Source organism: Streptomyces sp. Tek67B01 (genome assembly GCF_055231995.1).
Window position 1 is genome coordinate 3,660,148 of record NZ_JBUYUY010000001.1, and the last position, 18,991, is coordinate 3,679,138.

Here is an 18,991-nt window from a genome sequence, read left to right on the forward strand (position 1 = left end):
ACGACGGTGGCGGAACGTAGCACGGCTGCCGTCGACGTGGCCGACAACAGCGGCGATGAGCCGCTGACCGCGGAAGCGGTCAAGGCCACGGCCGACGGGGTGGACACCCAGAACGACCGAGCCGCGGACGGGTCCATGCGCGAAACGGACGGCGAACGCAGAACAGCCGCGCCCGTGGCAGCGCCCGAACTGCACAGCGGCCACAAGCTCGCCAGGCGCTACCGGCTCGAGGAGTGCGTCACCCGTCTGGACGGATTCAGCAGCTGGCGTGCGATGGACGAGAAGCTGCGTCGCGCCGTCGGGGTCCATCTGCTGCCCGCGGACCACCCCCGGGCCCGCGCCGTCTTGGCCGCGGCACGCTCCTCCGCGCTGCTCGGCGATCCCCGGTTCGTCCAGGTCCTCGACGCCGTGGAGGAGAACGACCTCGTCTACGTCGTGCACGAGTGGCTGCCCGACGCCACCGAGTTCACCGCCATCCTCGCCGCCGGGCCCCTGGAAGCCCACGAGGCGTACCAACTCGTCAGCCAGGTCTCGCAGGCCATGGCCGCGGCCCACCGCGAAGGCCTGGCGCACCTGCGGCTGACGCCCAGCGCGATACTGCGCACCTCCACCGGCCAGTACCGCATCCGCGGCCTCGCCGTGAACGCCGCCCTGCGGGGCATCACCAGCGACACCCCGCAGCAGGCCGACACCGAGGCGATCGGCGCGCTGCTGTACGCGGCCCTCACCCAGCGCTGGCCGTACGAGACGGACGCCTACGGTCTCACCGGCCTGCCCAAGGGTGTCGGACTGATCGCCCCCGACCAGGTGCGCGCCGGGGTGCACCGGGGTCTGGGAGAACTGGCCATGCGCGCGCTGGCCAACGACGGGGCCACCGCCTCCCGCCAGGAGCCCGCCTGCACCACTCCGGAGGAGTTGGCCAAGGCCGTCACCGCGATGCCCCGCATCCGACCGCCGGAGCCCGCATTCACCGCCCCGCCCGAGTACCAGCACACCACCTACCAACAGGGCAGTTACGTCCGGCACCCGGCGACCGGCCTGCCCACCGTGCAGAGCCTCGCCGTCCCGCCCCCTTCGCCGTTGCAGAGCCGTACCGGCCGCGCCCTCAAGTGGGGCGTCGCGGCGCTGCTCATCGCCGCCCTCGGCCTCGGCAGCTGGCAGCTCGCCGACACCCTCCTGGACCGTGTCAAACAGAGCGGCAACGGCGGCAGCACCAACACCGAGACCGGCAAAACGGATGAGACCCCGAAGAAGCCCGAACCGGGCAAGCCGCTCCCGATCGCGCACGCTTCCGTCATCGCCCTCGGCGGAGACGCGGTGAAGCCGGAGGACTCCGGCAAAACCGTCGACGGCGACAGTGGAACGGCCTGGATCACCCCCCGGTACGTGGGCTACCCCAACTTCGGAAACCTGGAAGGCCGCAAGGACGGCAGCGGCATCCTCGTCGACTTGGGCAGCGTCCAAAACGTGGCGGGGCTGGACATCGACCTGTACGCACCGGGGCAACGGATCGAGGTCCGTGCGGCGGCGCCGGAGACTTCCTCGCCCAGTTCCCTGTCCGAGTTCCCCCAGCACCTCACCAAGCCGGAAGCCGCGGGGAAGCAGCTGAAGAGCACCCTGGACGCGCCGATCAGGACGCGCTACGTACTGATTCACGTCATCGAGCTGCCATCCGACGGTACGGGTGGATTCCGGGGCGGCATCAGGGAGATCAAAGTTCTGGGCCCAGGTTCCTGAGCCACCGCTCATTGCGAGGAAGCCGCCGTCCCGGGAGGCAGCTCTCCACGGGGCGGCTCCCTCGTGGGCTCTCTTACCTCGTGGCCCCTCGTGCTCGGCCCGTACAGGCCCTACGCTCCACCTCGGAAGGAGCGAAGCGTGACGCACGAAGCAACACCGGGCAACCACGGCGACGAGGACTTGCTCGCGCGGCACGTCGCGGGGGACCCCGATGCGTTCGGGGAACTGGTGCGGCGACACCGCGACCGGTTGTGGGCCGTGGCGCTGCGCACGCTCGGGGACCGGGAGGAGGCCGCCGACGCCGTACAGGACGCGCTCGTCTCGGCCTACCGCGCCGCGCACACGTTCCGAGGTGACTCCGCCGTCACCACCTGGCTGCACCGGATCACCGTCAATGCCTGCCTCGACCGGGCCCGCAAGGCGGCGTCCCGCAGGACGGCGCCCCTCGACGACACGGAACGGCTGGAGCGGCTCCTGGAGCCCCATGAGTCGGCCGAGGCCCCCGCGGAGCGTCAGGACCTCCACCGCCAGCTACTGGCCGCCCTGGGCACCCTCCCGGCCGAGCAGCGGGCCGCGCTCGTCCTGGTCGACATGCAGGGATACCCCGTGGCCGAAGCCGCGCGGGTCCTCGATGTCGCCGTCGGAACGATCAAGAGCCGCTGTGCGCGCGGCCGGGCGAAACTGCTTCCGCTGCTCACTCATCTGCGCTCGAATGCCGGGGATAACAGCGCCGCCGCGCGGGGAAGGAACCGGACGCCGGGCCCATCCGTCCCACCAGCGGCAGAACCCAGGCAGCCAGACCCAGACGCATTGAAGGGCGGAGGTGGACGACCGTGAGCCCCACAACCGGCACGACCGGCACGATCCGGCACCCGGACGTCGCGGAGATCTCCGACCTGACTGAAGGGTTGCTCTCACCGGCCCGCACCGCCGCCGTACGCGGCCATCTCGACGACTGTCCCCTGTGCGCCGACGTCCTCGCCTCCCTCCAGGAGATCCGCGCCCTGCTCGGAACCCTCCCCGGCCCGAGCCGGATGCCCGCCGACATCGCGGGCCGTATCGACGCGGCCCTCGCCGCCGAGGCGCTCCTGGACTCCACTTCCCGGCACGCCGAGCCGGCACCCGCATTCCGGGGCCGCGATGTTTCACGTGAAACATCACCGTCCTCTCCCGCTCGGCCTGCGGGTCACCCGGCCGGCCCTACCGGCCCGGGTCGTCGACGGGCCCGTCGACGGATCGCCGTCCTCGCCGGTCTCGCGGGGACCGCGGCCTGTGTCCTGGGCCTCTTCCTCTCCGGTGCGCTGGGCGGCTCGCCCCAGCACACCGTCGCCCGCACCGGCACCTCGGCCACCGCCGGCCCGCACACCTCCGACAGCTTGTCCTCCCAAGGGCTCCAAGGCAGCGTCGATCGCCTCCTTGCTTCCGGCCAGAAGCCGCAGAGCAATCCGGAGGAGAGGAACAACACCTACGGGATGGAGAACGCCTCTCCCGAGATCGCCCCCGACGAACGGCAGTCCACTTCCGTTCCGCCGTGCGTGCGGCAGGCCACCGGCCGCTCCGACGCGCCACTCGCCGCTGAACACGGCACCTATCAGGGCACCGACGTCTACCTCGTCGTCCTCCCACACCCCGGCGACCCCGCCCGGGTGGACGCCTTCATCGTCCCGAGCGGCTGCGCGGACATCCCTTCGACGACCCCGGGCAAGCCGATGCTCACCGGTACGTACGCCCGACCCTGACGCGTTCAGGCCTGAGCCGGGCCCAGGCGGGAATGCGCGCGCCGTAGGATCCGTTGGGTGGGGTGAGAGTCCACACCGGCCCCCCGGTAGGCAGCACGCAGTCCGCAGAGACGAGGAACGAACCCGTGAGCGACGTCCGAAACGTGATCATCATCGGCTCCGGGCCGGCCGGTTACACGGCCGCCCTGTACACCGCACGCGCTTCGCTCAACCCCCTCGTCTTCGAGGGTGCCGTCACCGCCGGCGGCGCGCTGATGAACACCACCGAGGTCGAGAACTTCCCCGGTTTCCAGGACGGCATCATGGGTCCTGACCTCATGGACAACATGCGAGGACAGGCGGAGCGCTTCGGCGCCGAGCTCGTCCCCGACGACGTCGTGGCCGTGGACCTCACCGGCGACATCAAGACCGTCACCGACACCGCCGGCACCGTGCACCGCGCCAAGGCCGTGATCGTGACCACCGGTTCCCAGCACCGCAAGCTCGGCCTGCCGAACGAGGACGCGCTCTCCGGACGCGGCGTCTCCTGGTGCGCCACCTGCGACGGGTTCTTCTTCAAGGACCAGGACATCGCCGTCGTCGGCGGCGGTGACACCGCGATGGAGGAAGCGACCTTCCTCTCCCGGTTCGCCAAGTCGGTCACCATCGTCCACCGCCGCGACAGCCTGCGCGCCTCCAAGGCCATGCAGGACCGCGCATTCGCCGACCCGAAGATCACGTTCGCGTGGGACAGCGAGGTCGCCGAGATCCACGGTGAGCAGAAGCTCTCGGGTCTCACGCTGCGCAACACCAAGACCGGCGAGACCTCCGAGCTGCCCGTGACCGGCCTCTTCATCGCCGTCGGACACGACCCGCGCACGGAACTGTTCACCGGCCAGCTGGACCTGGACGACGAGGGCTACCTCAAGGTCGACGCCCCGTCCACGCGCACCAACCTCACCGGCGTCTTCGGTGCGGGCGACGTCGTGGACCACACGTACCGTCAGGCGATCACCGCCGCCGGCACGGGCTGCTCCGCAGCCCTCGACGCGGAGCGTTACCTCGCCGCCCTCGCGGACGCCGAGCAGGCGCACGCGACCGTCTGACCCCCGCACCACCCCCCTCACCCACACCCCGCAGGAAAAAGGAGGCCGCTGTGGCCGGCACCCTCAAGAACGTTACCGACGCCAGCTTCGACGCCGACGTCCTCGCCGCCGACAAGCCCGTCCTGGTTGACTTCTGGGCCGCGTGGTGCGGCCCGTGCCGCCAGATCGCCCCGTCCCTGGAGGCCATCGCGGCCGAGTACGGCGACCAGATCGAGATCGTCAAGCTCAACATCGACGAGAACCCGGCCACGGCCGCCAAATACGGCGTCATGTCCATCCCGACGCTGAACGTCTACCAGGGCGGCGAGGTCGTCAAGACCATCGTCGGTGCCAAGCCGAAGGCGGCCATCCTGCGCGACCTCGACCCCTTCGTAGAGGTCAAGACCGCCTGATGTTTCACGTGAAACGGGGCCGCTCCCACCGGGAGCGGCCCCGTTCGCATGTCCGGCGGCCACACCTCACAGCGGACGCAGCGCCGGCTCCTTGCGGGCCCGTGCCCCGCCCAACAGCCGGTCGAGCGCGAGTTCCACGTCTTCCTTCCAGGAGAGCGTCGAGCGCAGTTCCAAGCGAAGCCGGGGGTGCACCGGATGCGGCCGGACCGTCTTGAACCCCACCGACAGAAGGTGGTCCGCCGGAAGCAGACAGGCCGGTCGTTCCCATCGCGCGTCACCGAACGCCTCGATCGCCCGGAACCCACGCCGTAGCAGATCCTTCGCCACCGTCTGGACCATCACCCGTCCCAACCCTTGCCCCTGATACCCCGGCATGATCCACGCAGTGATGAGCTGGACCGCGTCGGGTGAGACCGGGCTCGTCGGGAACGCCGTCGCACGCGGCACGTAAGCCGGCGGCGCGTAGAGCACGAAACCCACGGGGACATCGTCCACATAGACGACGCGGCCGCAGGATCCCCACTCCAGCAGGACGGCGGAGATCCACGCCTCTTTCTCCGGCTCCGCGGTGCCCGCCTTCACGGCGGCCTCACCACTGACCGGATCCAGCTCCCAGAACACACAGGTCCGGCAACGCCGGGGAAGGTCCTGGAGGTTGTCCAGCGTGAGCGGTACCAACCGACGACCCATACACGCATCGTATCCGCTACGACAAAGAGGCGAGCCGTACCGGCTCACGCCGTACGACTCGCCTCCCGAACCCGGGGCCGGTTCCGGAGCTACTCGCCGGACAGGCCCTGTTCCAGCACCCGGCCCTCGCCCGGCGCCAACGTCCCCAAGATGCGCTCCAGATCCTCCATCGAGGCGAACTCGACGGTGATCTTGCCCTTCTTCTGACCGAGATCCACCTTCACCCGCGTCTCGAACCGGTCCGAGAGCCGCGTCGCCAGCTCACTGAGCGCCGGAGCCACCCGGGCACCCGCCCGCGGGCCCTTCGGCTTCACCGGGCTCTCCGGCTCCGAACCCATCAGCGACACGATCTCCTCGACCGCGCGCACCGAAAGACCCTCGGCCACGATCCGGTGCGCCAACCGATCCTGCGCCTCGGAGTCCTCGACCGACAGCAGCGCCCGGGCGTGCCCCGCGGAGAGCACGCCCGCGGCCACCCGGCGCTGCACCGGAGCGGACAGCCTCAGCAGCCGCAGGGTGTTCGACACCTGGGGGCGCGAGCGCCCGATCCGGTCCGCCAGCTGGTCATGAGTGCAGTGGAAGTCCTGCAACAGCTGGTCGTAGGCGGCTGCCTCCTCCAGCGGGTTCAGCTGCGCCCGGTGCAGGTTCTCCAAGAGGGCGTCCAGCAAGAGCTTCTCGTCGTCCGTCGCCCGGATGATCGCCGGAATCCGGTCCAGCCCGGCCTCGCGGCACGCCCGCCAGCGGCGCTCACCCATGATCAGCTCATAGCGGCCAGGGCCGGACTGCCGCACCACAACGGGCTGGAGCAGGCCCACTTCCTTGATGGAAGTCACCAGCTCCGCCAGCGCGTCCTCATCGAACACCTCACGGGGCTGTCGTGGGTTGGGCGTGATCGCGTCCATCGGAAGCTCCGCGAACGTCGCCCCCGCCACCTCTACGGCCGCCGGCGCCGCCGGTTCCGGCACACCCATCGACGCGAGCGCCGGCGCCGCTCCTTCCCCAGCCACAGCCGGGGGAGCCTCGAAAGAGGCATCGGCCTGCGCCAGCGCCGCCAACTTCGCCGCGGCGATGCCCCGCTCCGACGTCAACACCGGCACCGCCGACGGTGACGTCGACCCGGCACCCACCACGGGCGTCTTCTCCTGGGGAGCGGCGGGAATCAGCGCGCCGAGCCCCCGCCCCAGACCCCTACGTCGCTCACTCACTGGATCCCCTCCGCCGTACTCTGCGTGCTGTTCATGCCGGCGCCCAGATGGGCGTGCCGGGCGTCGTAATGGATTCCGACCCCCCGCAGCGCGATCTCCCGCGCCGCTTCCAGGTAGGAGAGAGAGCCGCTGGAACCCGGGTCGTAGGTGAGCACCGTCTGTCCGTAGCTCGGCGCCTCCGAGATGCGCACCGAGCGCGGAATGCTCGTCCGCAGCACCTCCTTGCCGAAGTGCGTACGCACCTCCTCCGCCACCTGCGAGGCGAGCCGCGTCCTGCCGTCGTACATCGTCAGCAGGATCGTCGACACGTGCAGCGACTGGTTCAGGTGGGCCCGCACCAGGTCGACGTTGCGCAGCAACTGACCCAGCCCTTCCAGCGCGTAGTACTCGCACTGGATCGGGATCAGCACCTCCGCGCCCGCCACCAGCGCGTTCACCGTGAGCAGGCCCAGCGAGGGCGGGCAGTCGATCAGGATGTAGTCGAGCGGCTGCTCGTACGCCTGGATCGCCCGCTGGAGCCGGCTCTCCCGAGCCACCAGCGAGACCAGCTCGATCTCGGCGCCCGCCAGATCGATCGTGGCCGGGGCGCAGAACAGGCCCTCCACGTCCACCACGGGCTGGACGACCTCCAGCAGCGGACGGCTGTCGACCAGCACGTCGTAGATGGAGGGCACGTCCGCGTGGTGGTCGATGCCGAGTGCCGTGGAGGCGTTGCCCTGCGGATCGAGGTCGATCACCAGGACCTTCGCCCCGTGCAGGGCCAGTGAAGCCGCCAGGTTCACGGTCGTCGTCGTCTTCCCGACGCCGCCCTTCTGGTTGGCCACCACCATCACCCGGGTCTGCGCCGGTCGCGGCAGCGGCTCGGCGGAGCGTCCCAGGGCGTCGGCCACCGGCTGGGCGGCTCGACCGATGGGGGTGTCGTCGTTGTCCACCAGGGGCGGAGGTGGTGCTTCTACCCCAGCGATAGCTGGGGAAGAGACATCCTCGCCCGGCGATTCAGAGCGGGGACCGGGGACCGGGTCGGCCATCGGCCCCGCGAGGTTGGCGTCGGACCGCACGGTGTCACTCTCCTCGACATCAGGCTCGCGATGAACAGAGCCTGCCATGTCACCGGGGTCACGAACCAGCGGGGCCCGAACTCCTGTGGATGAATCCACCGATGTGGACAACTCCGTCACCCCCACGCCGTCACGCGGGCGGGGGGACGCGGCCGCACGACCGCGGCTGATGATTCCGTGCAGCAGAGAGCGACGTTTCACGTGAAACACGATGCCCGGACACGGTCTTCCGCCCGCTACGACACTCCGAAATCCATACCTATAGGGCTCAACACGCCTGAAACGGCCGGGCCCGGACCCAAAAGGACGATCGTCAGCGGCGGCGGCGGGTCCGCCCCACCCGGGCGGCCTTCGCGCGCTTGGTCGCGAACCTCACCCCGCCGGGGCTCTCGCCCACCTCGACGCGCACCACCGTGGTCAGGGGGTCCACGACGCCCTCTCCCACATGGAGCACCGAGGTCTTCACCACACCGAGCTTCGTCAGCGCGGCCTTGGCCGCCACCAGCTCCTCGTCGGCCGTGTCGCCCTTGAGCGCCAGCATCTCGCCGTAAGGACGCAGCAGCGGCACGCCCCAGCCGGCCAGCCGGTCCAGCGGAGCCACCGCGCGCGCCGTCACCACATGGACGGGCTGGAGCTTGCCGAGCACCTCTTCCGCCCGACCGCGCACCACCGTCACATGGTCCAGGCCCAGCAGCTCCACGGCCTCCTGGAGGAAATTGGTCCGCCGCAGCAGAGGCTCCAACAAGGTGATCTTGAGATCCCTCCGCACCAGGGCCAGCGGGATGCCCGGCAGGCCGGCGCCCGAGCCCACATCGCACACCGAGACGCCTTGGGGCACCGCCTCGGACAGCACCGCGCAGTTCAGCAGGTGCCTCTCCCAGAGCCGGGGCACCTCACGCGGGCCGATCAGACCGCGCTTGACCCCCGCGTCCGCCAGCAGCTCCGCGTACCGCACGGCTTCCGGGAAAAATTCGCCGAATACCGCACGCGCCTCTTCAGGCGCCGGGGGAAGCTCAGCTGCCTCCGTCACGGGGGACCGTCCTTCCGTACAGAACTCACTCTTCACACAACGGGCACTGCCAGGCTTACAAACATCGGCCCCGCCTGCGAGACAGACGGGGCCGACCACACACTTTTCCGGTCAGGCCGGGAGCACAACGACGAAGCGCTGCGGCTCCTCGCCCTCGGACTCGCTCTTGAGACCGGCGGCCGCCACGGCGTCGTGGACGACCTTCCGCTCGAACGGCGTCATCGGCGCCAGCTTGAGCGGCTCGCCGGAGGCCTTCACATCGGCCGCCGCCTGGGCGCCCAGCGCCGCCAGTTCCTCACGCTTCTTGGCGCGGAATCCGGCGATGTCCAGCATCAGCCGGCTGCGGTCCCCGGTCTCCCGGTGCACGGCGAGGCGCGTCAGCTCCTGCAGGGCCTCCAGGACCTCACCGTCGCGACCCACGAGCTTCTGCAGGTCGCGGCCGGCGGAGTCACTGACGATCGACACCGCGGCCCGGTCGGCCTCGACGTCCATGTCGATGTCGCCGTCCAGATCGGCGATGTCCAGCAGGCCCTCAAGGTAGTCGGCCGCGATCTCGCCCTCCTGCTCGAGGCGGGTCAAGGTGTCGCCGCCCTCAGCGGCGGCGGTGGTGGTGCCTTCCGTCACGGGAGGGGCTCCTTCTTGCTTCTTGGAGGGCTACTTCTTGGTGGGCTTGCTGGGAGGCGTCTGACGCTTCGCCTTCGTCTGCCGCTTCGGCTGCTGCCGCTTGGTGGCGACACCGCCGCTCGCCGCGTCCGCGTCGGCCGTCGCCTCGACGCTGCTGATCACGGAGCCGTCCGGCTGCGCGGCCATGCCCTGCTTCGTCAGCGCCGTGATGAACTTGCGCTCGTTGTCGTTGCGGTCCGGCCCCTTGGCCACGATCGCCGCGACGATCTTCTTCTTGCCCCGGCCCTTGAGCTCACCGTGCGTGCTGACGTGCTTGAGCAGGCGGGTCAGGTACTGGTCCTGGGCCTTGCTGCCCGGCGTCGGGTTCTGGTTGATCACATACATCTGCTGGCCCATGGTCCACACGTTCGTGGTCAGCCAGTAGACGAGGACACCGACGGGGAAGTTGATGCCCATGAAGGCGAAGATCAGCGGGAAGACGTACATCAGCATCTTCTGCTGCTGCATGAACGGCGTCTTGACCGAGAGGTCGACGTTCTTCTGCATCAGCTGACGCTGGGTGTAGAACTGTGACAGCGACATCATGATGATCATGACCGCGGTCACGACCCGCACGTCGGTCAGGGAGGCGCCGAGCGCGGCGACCTTGTCCTCGCTGTCGGTGAACTTCGCCGCCAGCGGGGCACCGAAGATGTGCGCCTGACGCGCGCTCTCCAGCAGCGACTGGTTGATGACGCCGATGGTCTTGCCGTTGGCGATGGCCGAGAGCACGTGGTAGAGCGCGAAGAAGAACGGGGACTGCGCCAGGATGGGAAGGCACGAGGACAACGGGTTGGTACCCGTCTCCTTGTACAGCTTCATCATCTCTTCGGACTGGCGCTGCTTGTCGTTCTTGTAGCGCTCCTGGATCGCCTTCATCTTCGGCTGGAGCGCCTGCATGCCACGCGTCGCCTTGATCTGCTTCACGAAGAGCGGGATCAGGCAGATACGGATCAAGACCACCAGGGACACGATGGACAGGCCCCAGGCCCATCCGCTGTCGGGGCCGAAGATCGCGCCGTACAGCGAGTGGAACTGGACGATGACCCACGAGACGGGTGTGGTGATGAAACTGAACAGACTGGCAATCGTGTCCACTAATCAGGCTCCTTGAGCATTGCGAGATCTACGCAACGCACTGCGCAGCTGCTCGTGCCAACGCGGGCGTTTCCGGGGTGGGACATGATCCACACCACCCGGGGACCACGGATTGCACCGCAGGATCCGCCAGGCGGTAAGAACCGTCCCCTTCACCGCACCATGCCGGTCGATGGCCGTGTACCCGTAGTGCGAGCACGAGGGGTAATAACGGCACACCGGTCCGAGCAGCGGACTGATAGTCCACTGGTACAGCTTGATCAAAGCGAGCAGCGGGTACTTCATCGAGCCGCGCCTCCCAGGAGCCGCTGTACAGCGGCATCCAGGTCACGGGCCAGCTCATCGAGGCCGGCGTCACCCGCACCGGGCAAAGCCCGCACCACCACCAGGCTACCGGCGGGCAGCTGGGACAGCCGCTCCCGGACGAGATGGCGCAAACGGCGCTTGACCCGGTTCCGTACGACGGCGTTGCCGACAGCCTTGCTGACGACGAAACCCGCACGCGTCGAGGGATCGATCTCCCCCGGCTCGTGCGGGTCCGTTGCACCGCTTGTACGTAGGTGGACGACGAGGAGCGGGCGGCCGGCCCGGCGCCCTCGTCGTACCGCGCTCGCGAAGTCCTCGCGCCGCCTCAGCCGATTTTCGGGAGACAGCACGACGTCACGACCCGCGCGTGTTACGCGGAGAGGGCGGCGCGGCCCTTGCTGCGACGGTTCGCCAGGATGGCGCGACCGGCGCGGGTACGCATCCGCAGGCGGAAGCCGTGGGTCTTGGCACGACGGCGGTTGTTCGGCTGGAAGGTGCGCTTGCTCACTCGGGGGCTCCAGAGAATGAATCGTTGTGGCGGGACATCGCCTGGCTGTCACCGTGCGCCCACGAAGGAAATCTCGCGTGTTCGCCCGAGTGGCACCGCTACATGATCACAACCGGTGATCTTCGCCCATCGGTAGGCAGGCGGCAGCAGCCATCGACAACTCGACCTCGTTACGGTACGCGCGGCTACGCCATCCGGTCAAACCGAGCCCTGACTGCCGCACACTGTGCACAGGCTGTGGACAACGACTTGAACCGCACCCACCGGCCTGACTACCGTTGTCTGATCCCGGATTTTTTGTCCCGACCGTCCCAAAGAACCACACATTCGTGGAACCGGGACCTGTGAGAGAGCGTGCTCTGTGGCTGACGTACCTGCCGATCTTGCCGCAGTGTGGCCACGCGTGCTCGACGTACTCCTGGGGGAGGGGCAGCCGGGCATCGAGCCCAAGGACAAACAGTGGGTCGAACGCTGCCAGCCCCTGGCCCTCGTCGCCGACACCGCTCTGCTCGCCGTACCCAATGAATGGGGCAAGCGGGTCCTCGAGGGCCGGCTCGCCCCCCTCATCAGCGACGCCCTCAGCCGCGAGTGCGGCCGGCCCATCCGGATCGCGATCACCGTGGACGACTCCGCGGGCGAGCCGACGCCGCCCGCCCCCTCCGGCCAGCAGCGCGATTCCTACGAGTCCTACGGCGGCCAGCGGTCCGGCGGGCACACCGGCCCCGGCGGCGACGACGAACGTCTGCCCACCGCGCGCCCCGCCTACCCGGACTACCAGCAGCAGCGACCCGAGCCCGGCTCGTGGCCCCGCGGCGGCCAGCAGGACGACTACGGCTGGCAGCAGCCCCGCCTCGGCGGCTTCCCGGAACGCGACCCCTACGCCTCCCCCCAGCCCGGTTACCTCCAGCAGTCCGAACCGGGTGGCTACGACCAGGGGTCCTACGAGCAGGGTTCCTTCGATCAGCAGCAGTACGAGCAGTCCCCGTACGAGAAGCAGCAGCACCAAAAACACCAGTACGAGCAGCAGCAGCAGTACGAACAGCCCTCCCCGCGGCCGGCCCCCCACCGTCCCGCGCCCCCGGCCCCGTCCGGCGGTTCGACCTCGGGCCCGCTGGAGCCGACCGCCCGGCTGAACCCCAAGTACCTCTTCGACACCTTCGTCATCGGCGCGTCGAACCGCTTCGCGCACGCCGCCGCGGTGGCCGTCGCCGAGGCGCCCGCCAAGGCGTACAACCCCCTCTTCATCTACGGGGAGTCGGGCCTCGGCAAGACGCACCTGTTGCACGCCATCGGGCACTACGCGCGCAGCCTCTACCCGGGCACCCGGGTGCGGTACGTGAGCTCCGAGGAGTTCACCAACGAGTTCATCAACTCGATCCGCGACGGCAAGGGCGACGCGTTCCGCAAGCGCTACCGCGAGATGGACATCCTGCTGGTCGACGACATCCAGTTCCTCGCGAGCAAGGAGTCGACGCAGGAGGAGTTCTTCCACACCTTCAACACCCTCCACAACGCCAACAAGCAGATCGTGCTGTCCTCCGACCGGCCGCCCAAGCAGCTCGTCACCCTGGAGGACCGGCTCCGCAACCGCTTCGAGTGGGGCCTGATCACCGACGTCCAGCCCCCCGAGCTGGAGACCCGGATCGCGATCCTGCGCAAGAAGGCGGTCCAGGAGCAGCTCAACGCCCCGCCGGAGGTACTGGAGTTCATCGCTTCCCGCATCTCGCGCAACATCCGCGAGTTGGAGGGGGCGCTGATCCGCGTCACGGCGTTCGCGAGCCTCAACCGGCAGCCGGTGGACCTCGGTCTGACGGAGGACGTGCTGAAGAACCTGATCCCCGGCGGCGAGGACAGCGCGCCGGAGATCACCGCCTCGGACATCATGGCCGCCACCGCCGATTACTTCGGGCTCACCGTGGACGACCTGTGCGGCTCCTCGCGCAGCCGGGTCCTGGTCACCGCCCGGCAGATCGCCATGTACCTGTGCCGGGAGCTCACGGACCTCTCCCTGCCCAAGATCGGGGCACAGTTCGGCGGCCGCGACCACACCACCGTCATGCACGCGGACCGCAAGATCCGCGCCCTGATGGCGGAACGACGCTCGATCTACAACCAGGTCACGGAACTCACCAACCGCATCAAGAACGGCTGAGCCGGCCTGCCCCACCCCCGCACGCGGACCCGGCGGAAGGCCCTTCGACGCGCCTGCGCCCGTCTGTCCACGCCAGTCCAGCCACGCCCGTACAGCCCATGCACGCCCGTCCACGCTCATCTACAGGGGCGCTTCCGGATCGAACCGGGGGCGCCCTTCTTCGTGCGCGCGCTGTTGCTCTGTTCGAATACGCCCCCTGGGAGCCAACTCATCCACAGATGGGGCGACTTTCTTCCGTCCACACCCTGGGGAGGGGCGCGGTCACCCACAATCTGTCCACAGGGATGCCGGGTGAGAGGTCATCAGGGCAGTTCAACCCCCTGTGGAATTGTGCACAACAACTATCCACAGGCTGTGGACAGAAAATTCGTCCACAGGCGCATCCACGCCTCTGTCCACCGCCCACTCACAGGTTCTCGCATCCTGTGCACAGGATGCGAGGACTTCTCCACACCGTTGTCCACTGTTCGGCAACCCGGACCCCCGCGTCACCGCCCCGAGTGAAAGCGGTCACACGGAGGTCGATGTTTGGTCTGTGGAGTACTGGGGAAAAGCTGGGGACACACCTGTGGAGTAGTGGGGGTCGTCTGGGGACGGCCTGTGCAGAAGTTTTCGTTCTCCACAGAGACACCGTGTTGTCCACCGGTGCCACCCACAGGGTGTGGGGATAAAAAACCGGGCCTGACCTGCGACAACGGGCTTATCCACCGTTTCCACAGGCCCTACTACTACCCCCATAGAGATTTAGGCCGGATTCGGTTTTCAAGCAGGTCCTGTGCACAACTCGTCGTGCGGCCGCCCCGACGCCGTGCTCCCGACTTGACCGCCGACAGCGCCGACTGTCGGCGCCGTACGTCAGACTGGTTCCCGGCACCGAGGCCTCGGTCCGTCGAGACCCTGGGCCAGGAGCCGACGACGAACGCCGGCAGACGAGCGAGCAACAGCAGGAGGCGGTTCCGGTGAAGATCCGGGTGGAGCGCGACGTACTCGCGGAGGCGGTGGCCTGGGCTGCCCGTAGCCTCCCGGCCCGGCCGCCGGTGCCCGTTCTCGCGGGCCTGCTGCTCAAGGCCGAGGACGGCACGTTGTCGCTTTCCGGCTTCGACTACGAGGTTTCGGCCCGCGTCTCGGTCGAGGCCGACGTCGAAGAGGACGGCACGGTCCTCGTCTCCGGCCGGCTCCTCGCCGACATCTGCCGCGCCCTCCCCAACCGTCCGGTGGAGATTTCCACAGACGGTGTACGGGCGACCGTGGTCTGCGGCTCCTCCCGGTTCACCCTCCACACCCTGCCTGTGGAGGAGTACCCGGCGCTGCCGCAGATGCCGACCGCGACCGGCACCGTTCCCGGTGAGGTCTTCGCCTCCGCCGCCGCCCAGGTCGCCATCGCCGCGGGCCGCGACGACACGCTGCCCGTGCTGACCGGTGTCCGCATCGAGATCGAGGGCGACCGGGTCACCCTCGCCTCCACCGACCGCTACCGCTTCGCGGTACGCGAGTTCCTGTGGAAGCCGGAGAACCCTGACGCCTCCGCCGTGGCCCTGGTGCCCGCGAAGACGCTCCTGGACACCGCCAAGTCCCTGACCAGCGGTGACACCGTCACCCTCGCCCTCTCGGGCTCAGGTGCGGGCGAGGGGCTCATCGGCTTCGAGGGCGCGGGCCGTCGCACCACGACCCGTCTGCTCGAAGGCGACCTGCCGAAGTACCGCACGCTCTTCCCGACGGAGTTCAACTCCATCGCGGTGATCGAGACCGCCCCGTTCGTCGAGGCCGTCAAGCGCGTCGCCCTCGTCGCCGAGCGCAACACCCCGGTCCGCCTGAGCTTCGAGCAGGGTGTGCTGATCCTGGAAGCCGGCTCCAGCGACGATGCACAGGCTGTGGAACGCGTCGACGCGAAGCTGGAGGGCGACGACATCTCGATCGCCTTCAACCCGACGTTCCTGCTGGACGGCCTGAGCGCGATCGACTCTCCCGCCGCCCAGCTGAGCTTCACCACCTCCACCAAGCCGGCGCTGCTCAGCGGCCGTCCCGCGGTGGACGCCGAAGCGGACGAGGCGTACAAGTACCTGATCATGCCGGTGCGCCTGTCCGGCTGAGTCCGTCCCGTCGGGCCCGGTCTCGCGACTGCGCGGACCGGGCCCGACGGCGTACCCGGCACGTTGGGTGGCGTCCCGCCCGACAGCCCGGCGTAGGCTCGGAGCCGGGGACGGCCCCGGATCGCGGGGAGCCCGGCACAGACGGCCACAACGCTTAAGGAAGCACCTGATGGAGCTTGGTCTCATCGGTCTCGGCAAGATGGGCGGCAACATGCGCGAGCGCATTCGCCGCGCAGGCCACACCGTCATCGGATACGACCGCAACCCCGACCTCGCGGATGTCCACAGCCTGCGGGAACTTGTGGACGGCCTCCAGGCCCCCCGCGTGGTGTGGGTGATGGTCCCGGCCGGTGCGGCGACGCAGTCCACCGTCGACGAACTGGGCGAGCTGCTCTCGCCCGGCGACATCGTCGTCGACGGCGGCAACTCGCGCTGGACCGATGACGAGAAGCACGCCGAGGAACTGGCAGCCAAGGGCATCGGCTTCGTCGACTGCGGTGTCTCGGGCGGCGTGTGGGGCCTGGAGAACGGCTACGCGCTGATGTACGGCGGCGAGAAGGAGCACGTCGCGACCGTCCAGCCGATCTTCGACGCCCTCAAGCCGGAGGGCGAGTTCGGCGCCGTGCACGCCGGCAAGGTCGGCGCCGGCCACTTCGCGAAGATGGTCCACAACGGCATCGAGTACGCCATGATGCAGGCCTACGCCGAGGGCTGGGAGCTGCTGGAGAAGGTCGACTCGGTCACCGACGTCCGCGAGGTGTTCCGGTCCTGGCAGGAGGGCACGGTCATCCGTTCCTGGCTGCTGGACCTCGCCGTGAACGCGCTGGACGAGGACGAGCACCTGGAGAAGCTGCGCGGCTTCGCGCAGGACTCGGGCGAGGGCCGCTGGACGGTCGAGGCGGCGATCGACAACGCCGTCCCGCTGCCGGCCATCACCGCCTCGCTCTTCGCCCGGTTCGCGTCCCGTCAGGACGACTCCCCGCAGATGAAGATGATCGCCGCGCTGCGCAACCAGTTCGGTGGGCACGCGGTCGAGAAGAAGTAGCCCGCGCACGGCACCACCGGCACCACCGGCACGCCACGCAAGACGGCACCACAGCAGCACCACAGCAAGCAGCAGGAAGCCGGGGGAGGTCGGCGCACCATGCACGTCTCGCATCTCTCACTGGCCGACTTCCGCTCGTACGCCCGGGCCGAGGTTCCCCTCGGTCCGGGCGTCACCGCGTTCGTGGGGCCCAACGGCCAGGGCAAGACCAACCTCGTCGAGGCGATCGGCTATCTCGCGACCCTGGGCAGCCACCGCGTGTCCTCGGACGCCCCGCTGGTCCGGATGGGCGCGGACCGGGCGATCATCCGCGCGGCCGTGGCGCAGGGCGAACGCCGCCAACTGGTCGAGCTGGAGCTCAATCCGGGCCGTGCGAACCGCGCCCGCGTCAATCGGTCCTCGCAGGTCAGGCCACGGGACGTGCTGGGCATCGTCCGTACGGTGCTGTTCGCCCCGGAGGACCTGGCGCTGGTGAAGGGCGATCCGGGAGAGCGGCGCCGCTTCCTGGACGAGCTCGTCACCGCCCGCTCGCCGCGGATGGCCGCCGTCCGCTCCGACTACGAGCGGGTGTTGAAGCAGCGCAACACCTTGCTGAAGTCGGCGGCGATGGCCCGTCGGCACGGCGGGCGTTCCATGGACCTCTCGACCCTCGACGTGTGGGACCAGCACCTCGCCCGGGCGGGCGCGGAGCTGCTGGCGCAGCGGCTGGATCTGATCGCGACCCTGCTGCCGCTGGCGGACAAGGCGTACGAGCAGCTCGCGCCGGGCGGCGGTCCGCTGGGGCTCGCGTACAAGGCCTCGGCCGGCGAGGCGGTGGACAGCGGCGCGGCGCGGACCCGGGAGGCGCTGTACGAGGTGCTGCTCGCGGCCCTGGCCGAGGTGCGCAAGCAGGAGATCGAGCGGGGCGTGACGCTGGTGGGTCCGCACCGCGACGACCTACTGCTGCGGCTCGGGGAGCTGCCGGCGAAGGGGTACGCGAGCCACGGCGAGTCCTGGTCGTACGCGCTCGCCCTGCGGCTGGCCTCGTACGAGCTGCTGCGGGCGGAGGGCGACGAGCCGGTGCTGATCCTGGACGACGTGTTCGCGGAACTGGACGCGCGGCGCCGGGAGCGGCTGGCGGAGCTGGTGGCCCCGGGTGAGCAGGTCCTGGTGACGGCGGCTGTGGACGATGACGTTCCGGACGTGTTGGCGGGGGCGCGGTTCGGGGTGTCCGGCGGCGAGGTGACCCTGCTGTGAGCGAACACGAGCCCCCACGGCACGAGCAGCGTCCGGAGCACCCGGAGCGCAAGGCGCCGCCGCTGTCCGGGGTGGACCTGGCGCGCCAGGCCCTGGCGGCGGCGCGCGAGCAGGCGCGGGCGCGGGGCAACGCGGCGCCCGGGAAGAAGCGGCAGCAGACCGGTCTGCGGTCGGGCGCACGCGCCGACGGCCGCGATCCGATGCCGTTGATGGCGGCGCTGGCGCGGCTGCGGACGGAGCACGGCTGGGAGATGCCGATGGCGGTCGCCGGTGTGATGGAGCGCTGGCCGGAGATCGTCGGCCCGGACATCGCCACGCACTGCGTCCCCGAGCGGTACGAGGACCGCGAGCTCGTGGTCCGGTGCGATTCCTCGGCGTGGGCGGCGCAGCTGAAACTGCTGGCGCCGCAGCTGGTCGCGCGGCTGAACGCGGAGCTGGGACAGGGCACCGTGCGGGTGATCAAGGTGCACGGCCCCGGCGGCAGGCCGAAGCAGTACGGGCCGTGGCGGGTGCCGGGCGGCACCGGCCCCGGCGATACGTACGGCTGACCCCTCAGGAGCCCTGCGGAACGTCTGCTCCCCCTTCGCGCCCCCTCGGACGTGGCCGCGCGCCCGCTGAGCGGTGCGTCGCGCCCGCCCTGCGCCATGTTGATCACGGACCGGCGACGGTGCGGTTTCGGCCGGGTCGCGGCCCCGCTCGGGCGCGCACGCGCGGGTGGTGTCCCTCACGGTAGCCAGAGGTTGACAGGCCGAAGCTCTCAATGCCCGTGTGAGCCTCTTTGAGCCCCTCCCCGGATATGGGGAGTCGGAGAGAGGAGGTTCAGGGCGGCACATGCGGACTCAGGTACCGGCAAACCCCCATTCATGTCCGTGGTACCGGTAGACTGAAGCGAATCCCGCCCGCTTGCGGGATCCGCTGACAAACGCTGACAACGCAGATCGACGCAGCCGCTCCTGC

At 69.5% G+C, this 18,991-nt stretch carries 19 protein-coding genes; 10 read left to right on the forward strand and 9 right to left on the reverse strand.

Translation table 11 applies throughout. The features are described from left to right. The first annotated feature begins 6 nt into the window (after positions 1–6). The 5 genes from ACV7NM_RS16455 to trxA all read left to right on the forward strand — a co-directional run bounded on the left by ACV7NM_RS16455 (position 7) and on the right by trxA (position 4,953). Positions 7–1,737 carry a protein kinase family protein gene (locus ACV7NM_RS16455; protein WP_463410975.1) on the forward strand — a complete coding sequence of 577 codons (1,731 nt, stop codon included), beginning with the start codon at positions 7–9 and terminating at the stop codon, positions 1,735–1,737. A gap of 138 nt (positions 1,738–1,875) precedes the next feature. Next, positions 1,876–2,574 carry an RNA polymerase sigma factor SigM gene (gene sigM / locus ACV7NM_RS16460; protein WP_463410976.1) on the forward strand — a complete coding sequence of 233 codons (699 nt, stop codon included), beginning with the start codon at positions 1,876–1,878 and terminating at the stop codon, positions 2,572–2,574. Continuing rightward, a complete protein-coding gene (locus ACV7NM_RS16465; protein WP_463410977.1) occupies positions 2,571–3,476 on the forward strand; it encodes an anti-sigma factor family protein in 906 nt (301 codons plus the stop codon). The genes sigM and ACV7NM_RS16465 overlap by 4 nt, the downstream gene beginning before the upstream one ends. Positions 3,477–3,601: 125 nt before the next feature. Further along, the gene (gene trxB, locus ACV7NM_RS16470; protein ID WP_463410978.1) at positions 3,602–4,561 is read left to right on the forward strand and encodes a thioredoxin-disulfide reductase; all 960 of its coding nucleotides are present in this window, start codon (positions 3,602–3,604) and stop codon (positions 4,559–4,561) included. A gap of 50 nt (positions 4,562–4,611) precedes the next feature. After that, on the forward strand, positions 4,612–4,953 hold the full coding sequence (gene trxA, locus ACV7NM_RS16475) for a thioredoxin (RefSeq protein ID WP_329196669.1): 342 nt from the start codon (positions 4,612–4,614) through the stop codon (positions 4,951–4,953). Positions 4,954–5,019: 66 nt separating this feature from the next. On the opposite strand, the gene ACV7NM_RS16480 is transcribed toward trxA, so the two are convergent. From ACV7NM_RS16480 to rpmH, 9 genes are all read right to left on the reverse strand, one after another. Next, a complete protein-coding gene (locus ACV7NM_RS16480; protein WP_463410979.1) occupies positions 5,020–5,643 on the reverse strand; it encodes a GNAT family N-acetyltransferase in 624 nt (207 codons plus the stop codon). A gap of 89 nt (positions 5,644–5,732) precedes the next feature. After that, on the reverse strand, positions 5,733–6,848 hold the full coding sequence (locus tag ACV7NM_RS16485; RefSeq protein WP_463410980.1) for a ParB/RepB/Spo0J family partition protein: 1,116 nt from the start codon (positions 6,846–6,848) through the stop codon (positions 5,733–5,735). After that, on the reverse strand, positions 6,845–7,954 hold the full coding sequence (locus ACV7NM_RS16490) for a ParA family protein (RefSeq protein ID WP_463410981.1): 1,110 nt from the start codon (positions 7,952–7,954) through the stop codon (positions 6,845–6,847). Before ACV7NM_RS16490 ends, ACV7NM_RS16485 begins: the two co-directional genes overlap by 4 nt. A gap of 265 nt (positions 7,955–8,219) precedes the next feature. Beyond that, complete coding sequence (gene rsmG, locus ACV7NM_RS16495; RefSeq protein ID WP_463410982.1) at positions 8,220–8,936, reverse strand: 16S rRNA (guanine(527)-N(7))-methyltransferase RsmG; 717 nt, start codon at positions 8,934–8,936, stop codon at positions 8,220–8,222. A gap of 111 nt (positions 8,937–9,047) precedes the next feature. Beyond that, a complete protein-coding gene (locus tag ACV7NM_RS16500; protein WP_136210325.1) occupies positions 9,048–9,560 on the reverse strand; it encodes a Jag family protein in 513 nt (170 codons plus the stop codon). Between the two features lie 30 nt (positions 9,561–9,590). Then, the gene (yidC, locus tag ACV7NM_RS16505) at positions 9,591–10,697 is read right to left on the reverse strand and encodes a membrane protein insertase YidC (protein WP_463410983.1); all 1,107 of its coding nucleotides are present in this window, start codon (positions 10,695–10,697) and stop codon (positions 9,591–9,593) included. Between the two features lie 3 nt (positions 10,698–10,700). Next, a complete protein-coding gene (gene yidD / locus ACV7NM_RS16510) occupies positions 10,701–10,982 on the reverse strand; it encodes a membrane protein insertion efficiency factor YidD (RefSeq protein WP_075970728.1) in 282 nt (93 codons plus the stop codon). Beyond that, the gene (rnpA, locus tag ACV7NM_RS16515; protein WP_463410984.1) at positions 10,979–11,353 is read right to left on the reverse strand and encodes a ribonuclease P protein component; all 375 of its coding nucleotides are present in this window, start codon (positions 11,351–11,353) and stop codon (positions 10,979–10,981) included. The genes yidD and rnpA overlap by 4 nt, the downstream gene beginning before the upstream one ends. Before the next feature lie 20 nt (positions 11,354–11,373). Beyond that, complete coding sequence (rpmH, locus tag ACV7NM_RS16520) at positions 11,374–11,511, reverse strand: 50S ribosomal protein L34 (protein WP_018547628.1); 138 nt, start codon at positions 11,509–11,511, stop codon at positions 11,374–11,376. A 403-nt stretch (positions 11,512–11,914) separates the two neighbouring features. On the opposite strand from rpmH, the gene dnaA reads away from it, so the two are divergent. The 5 genes from dnaA to ACV7NM_RS16545 all read left to right on the forward strand — a co-directional run bounded on the left by dnaA (position 11,915) and on the right by ACV7NM_RS16545 (position 18,582). After that, on the forward strand, positions 11,915–13,663 hold the full coding sequence (gene dnaA, locus ACV7NM_RS16525; RefSeq protein WP_463410985.1) for a chromosomal replication initiator protein DnaA: 1,749 nt from the start codon (positions 11,915–11,917) through the stop codon (positions 13,661–13,663). A gap of 959 nt (positions 13,664–14,622) precedes the next feature. Continuing rightward, positions 14,623–15,753 carry a DNA polymerase III subunit beta gene (gene dnaN / locus ACV7NM_RS16530; RefSeq protein WP_136210318.1) on the forward strand — a complete coding sequence of 377 codons (1,131 nt, stop codon included), beginning with the start codon at positions 14,623–14,625 and terminating at the stop codon, positions 15,751–15,753. A 169-nt stretch (positions 15,754–15,922) separates the two neighbouring features. Then, positions 15,923–16,798: a phosphogluconate dehydrogenase (NAD(+)-dependent, decarboxylating) gene (gene gnd / locus ACV7NM_RS16535; protein ID WP_463410986.1), complete on the forward strand. Its 876-nt coding sequence runs from the start codon at positions 15,923–15,925 to the stop codon at positions 16,796–16,798. Positions 16,799–16,897: 99 nt separating this feature from the next. After that, positions 16,898–18,034, forward strand: coding sequence for a DNA replication/repair protein RecF (recF, locus tag ACV7NM_RS16540; RefSeq protein ID WP_463410987.1), 1,137 nt, complete (start codon positions 16,898–16,900; stop codon positions 18,032–18,034). Next, a complete protein-coding gene (locus ACV7NM_RS16545; RefSeq protein ID WP_463410988.1) occupies positions 18,031–18,582 on the forward strand; it encodes a DciA family protein in 552 nt (183 codons plus the stop codon). Before recF ends, ACV7NM_RS16545 begins: the two co-directional genes overlap by 4 nt. Positions 18,583–18,991 lie beyond the last annotated feature (409 nt).

Excerpts from the sequence above, each read along its gene's own strand:
- ACV7NM_RS16480 (WP_463410979.1), bottom strand. The coding sequence starts at position 5,643 with ATGGGTCGTCGGTTGGTACCGCTCACGCTGGACAACCTCCAGGACCTT.
- ACV7NM_RS16490 (WP_463410981.1), bottom strand. The coding sequence starts at position 7,954 with ATGGCAGGCTCTGTTCATCGCGAGCCTGATGTCGAGGAGAGTGACACC.
- yidD (WP_075970728.1), bottom strand. The coding sequence starts at position 10,982 with ATGAAGTACCCGCTGCTCGCTTTGATCAAGCTGTACCAGTGGACTATC.
- gnd (WP_463410986.1), top strand. The coding sequence starts at position 15,923 with ATGGAGCTTGGTCTCATCGGTCTCGGCAAGATGGGCGGCAACATGCGC.
- recF (WP_463410987.1), top strand. The coding sequence starts at position 16,898 with ATGCACGTCTCGCATCTCTCACTGGCCGACTTCCGCTCGTACGCCCGG.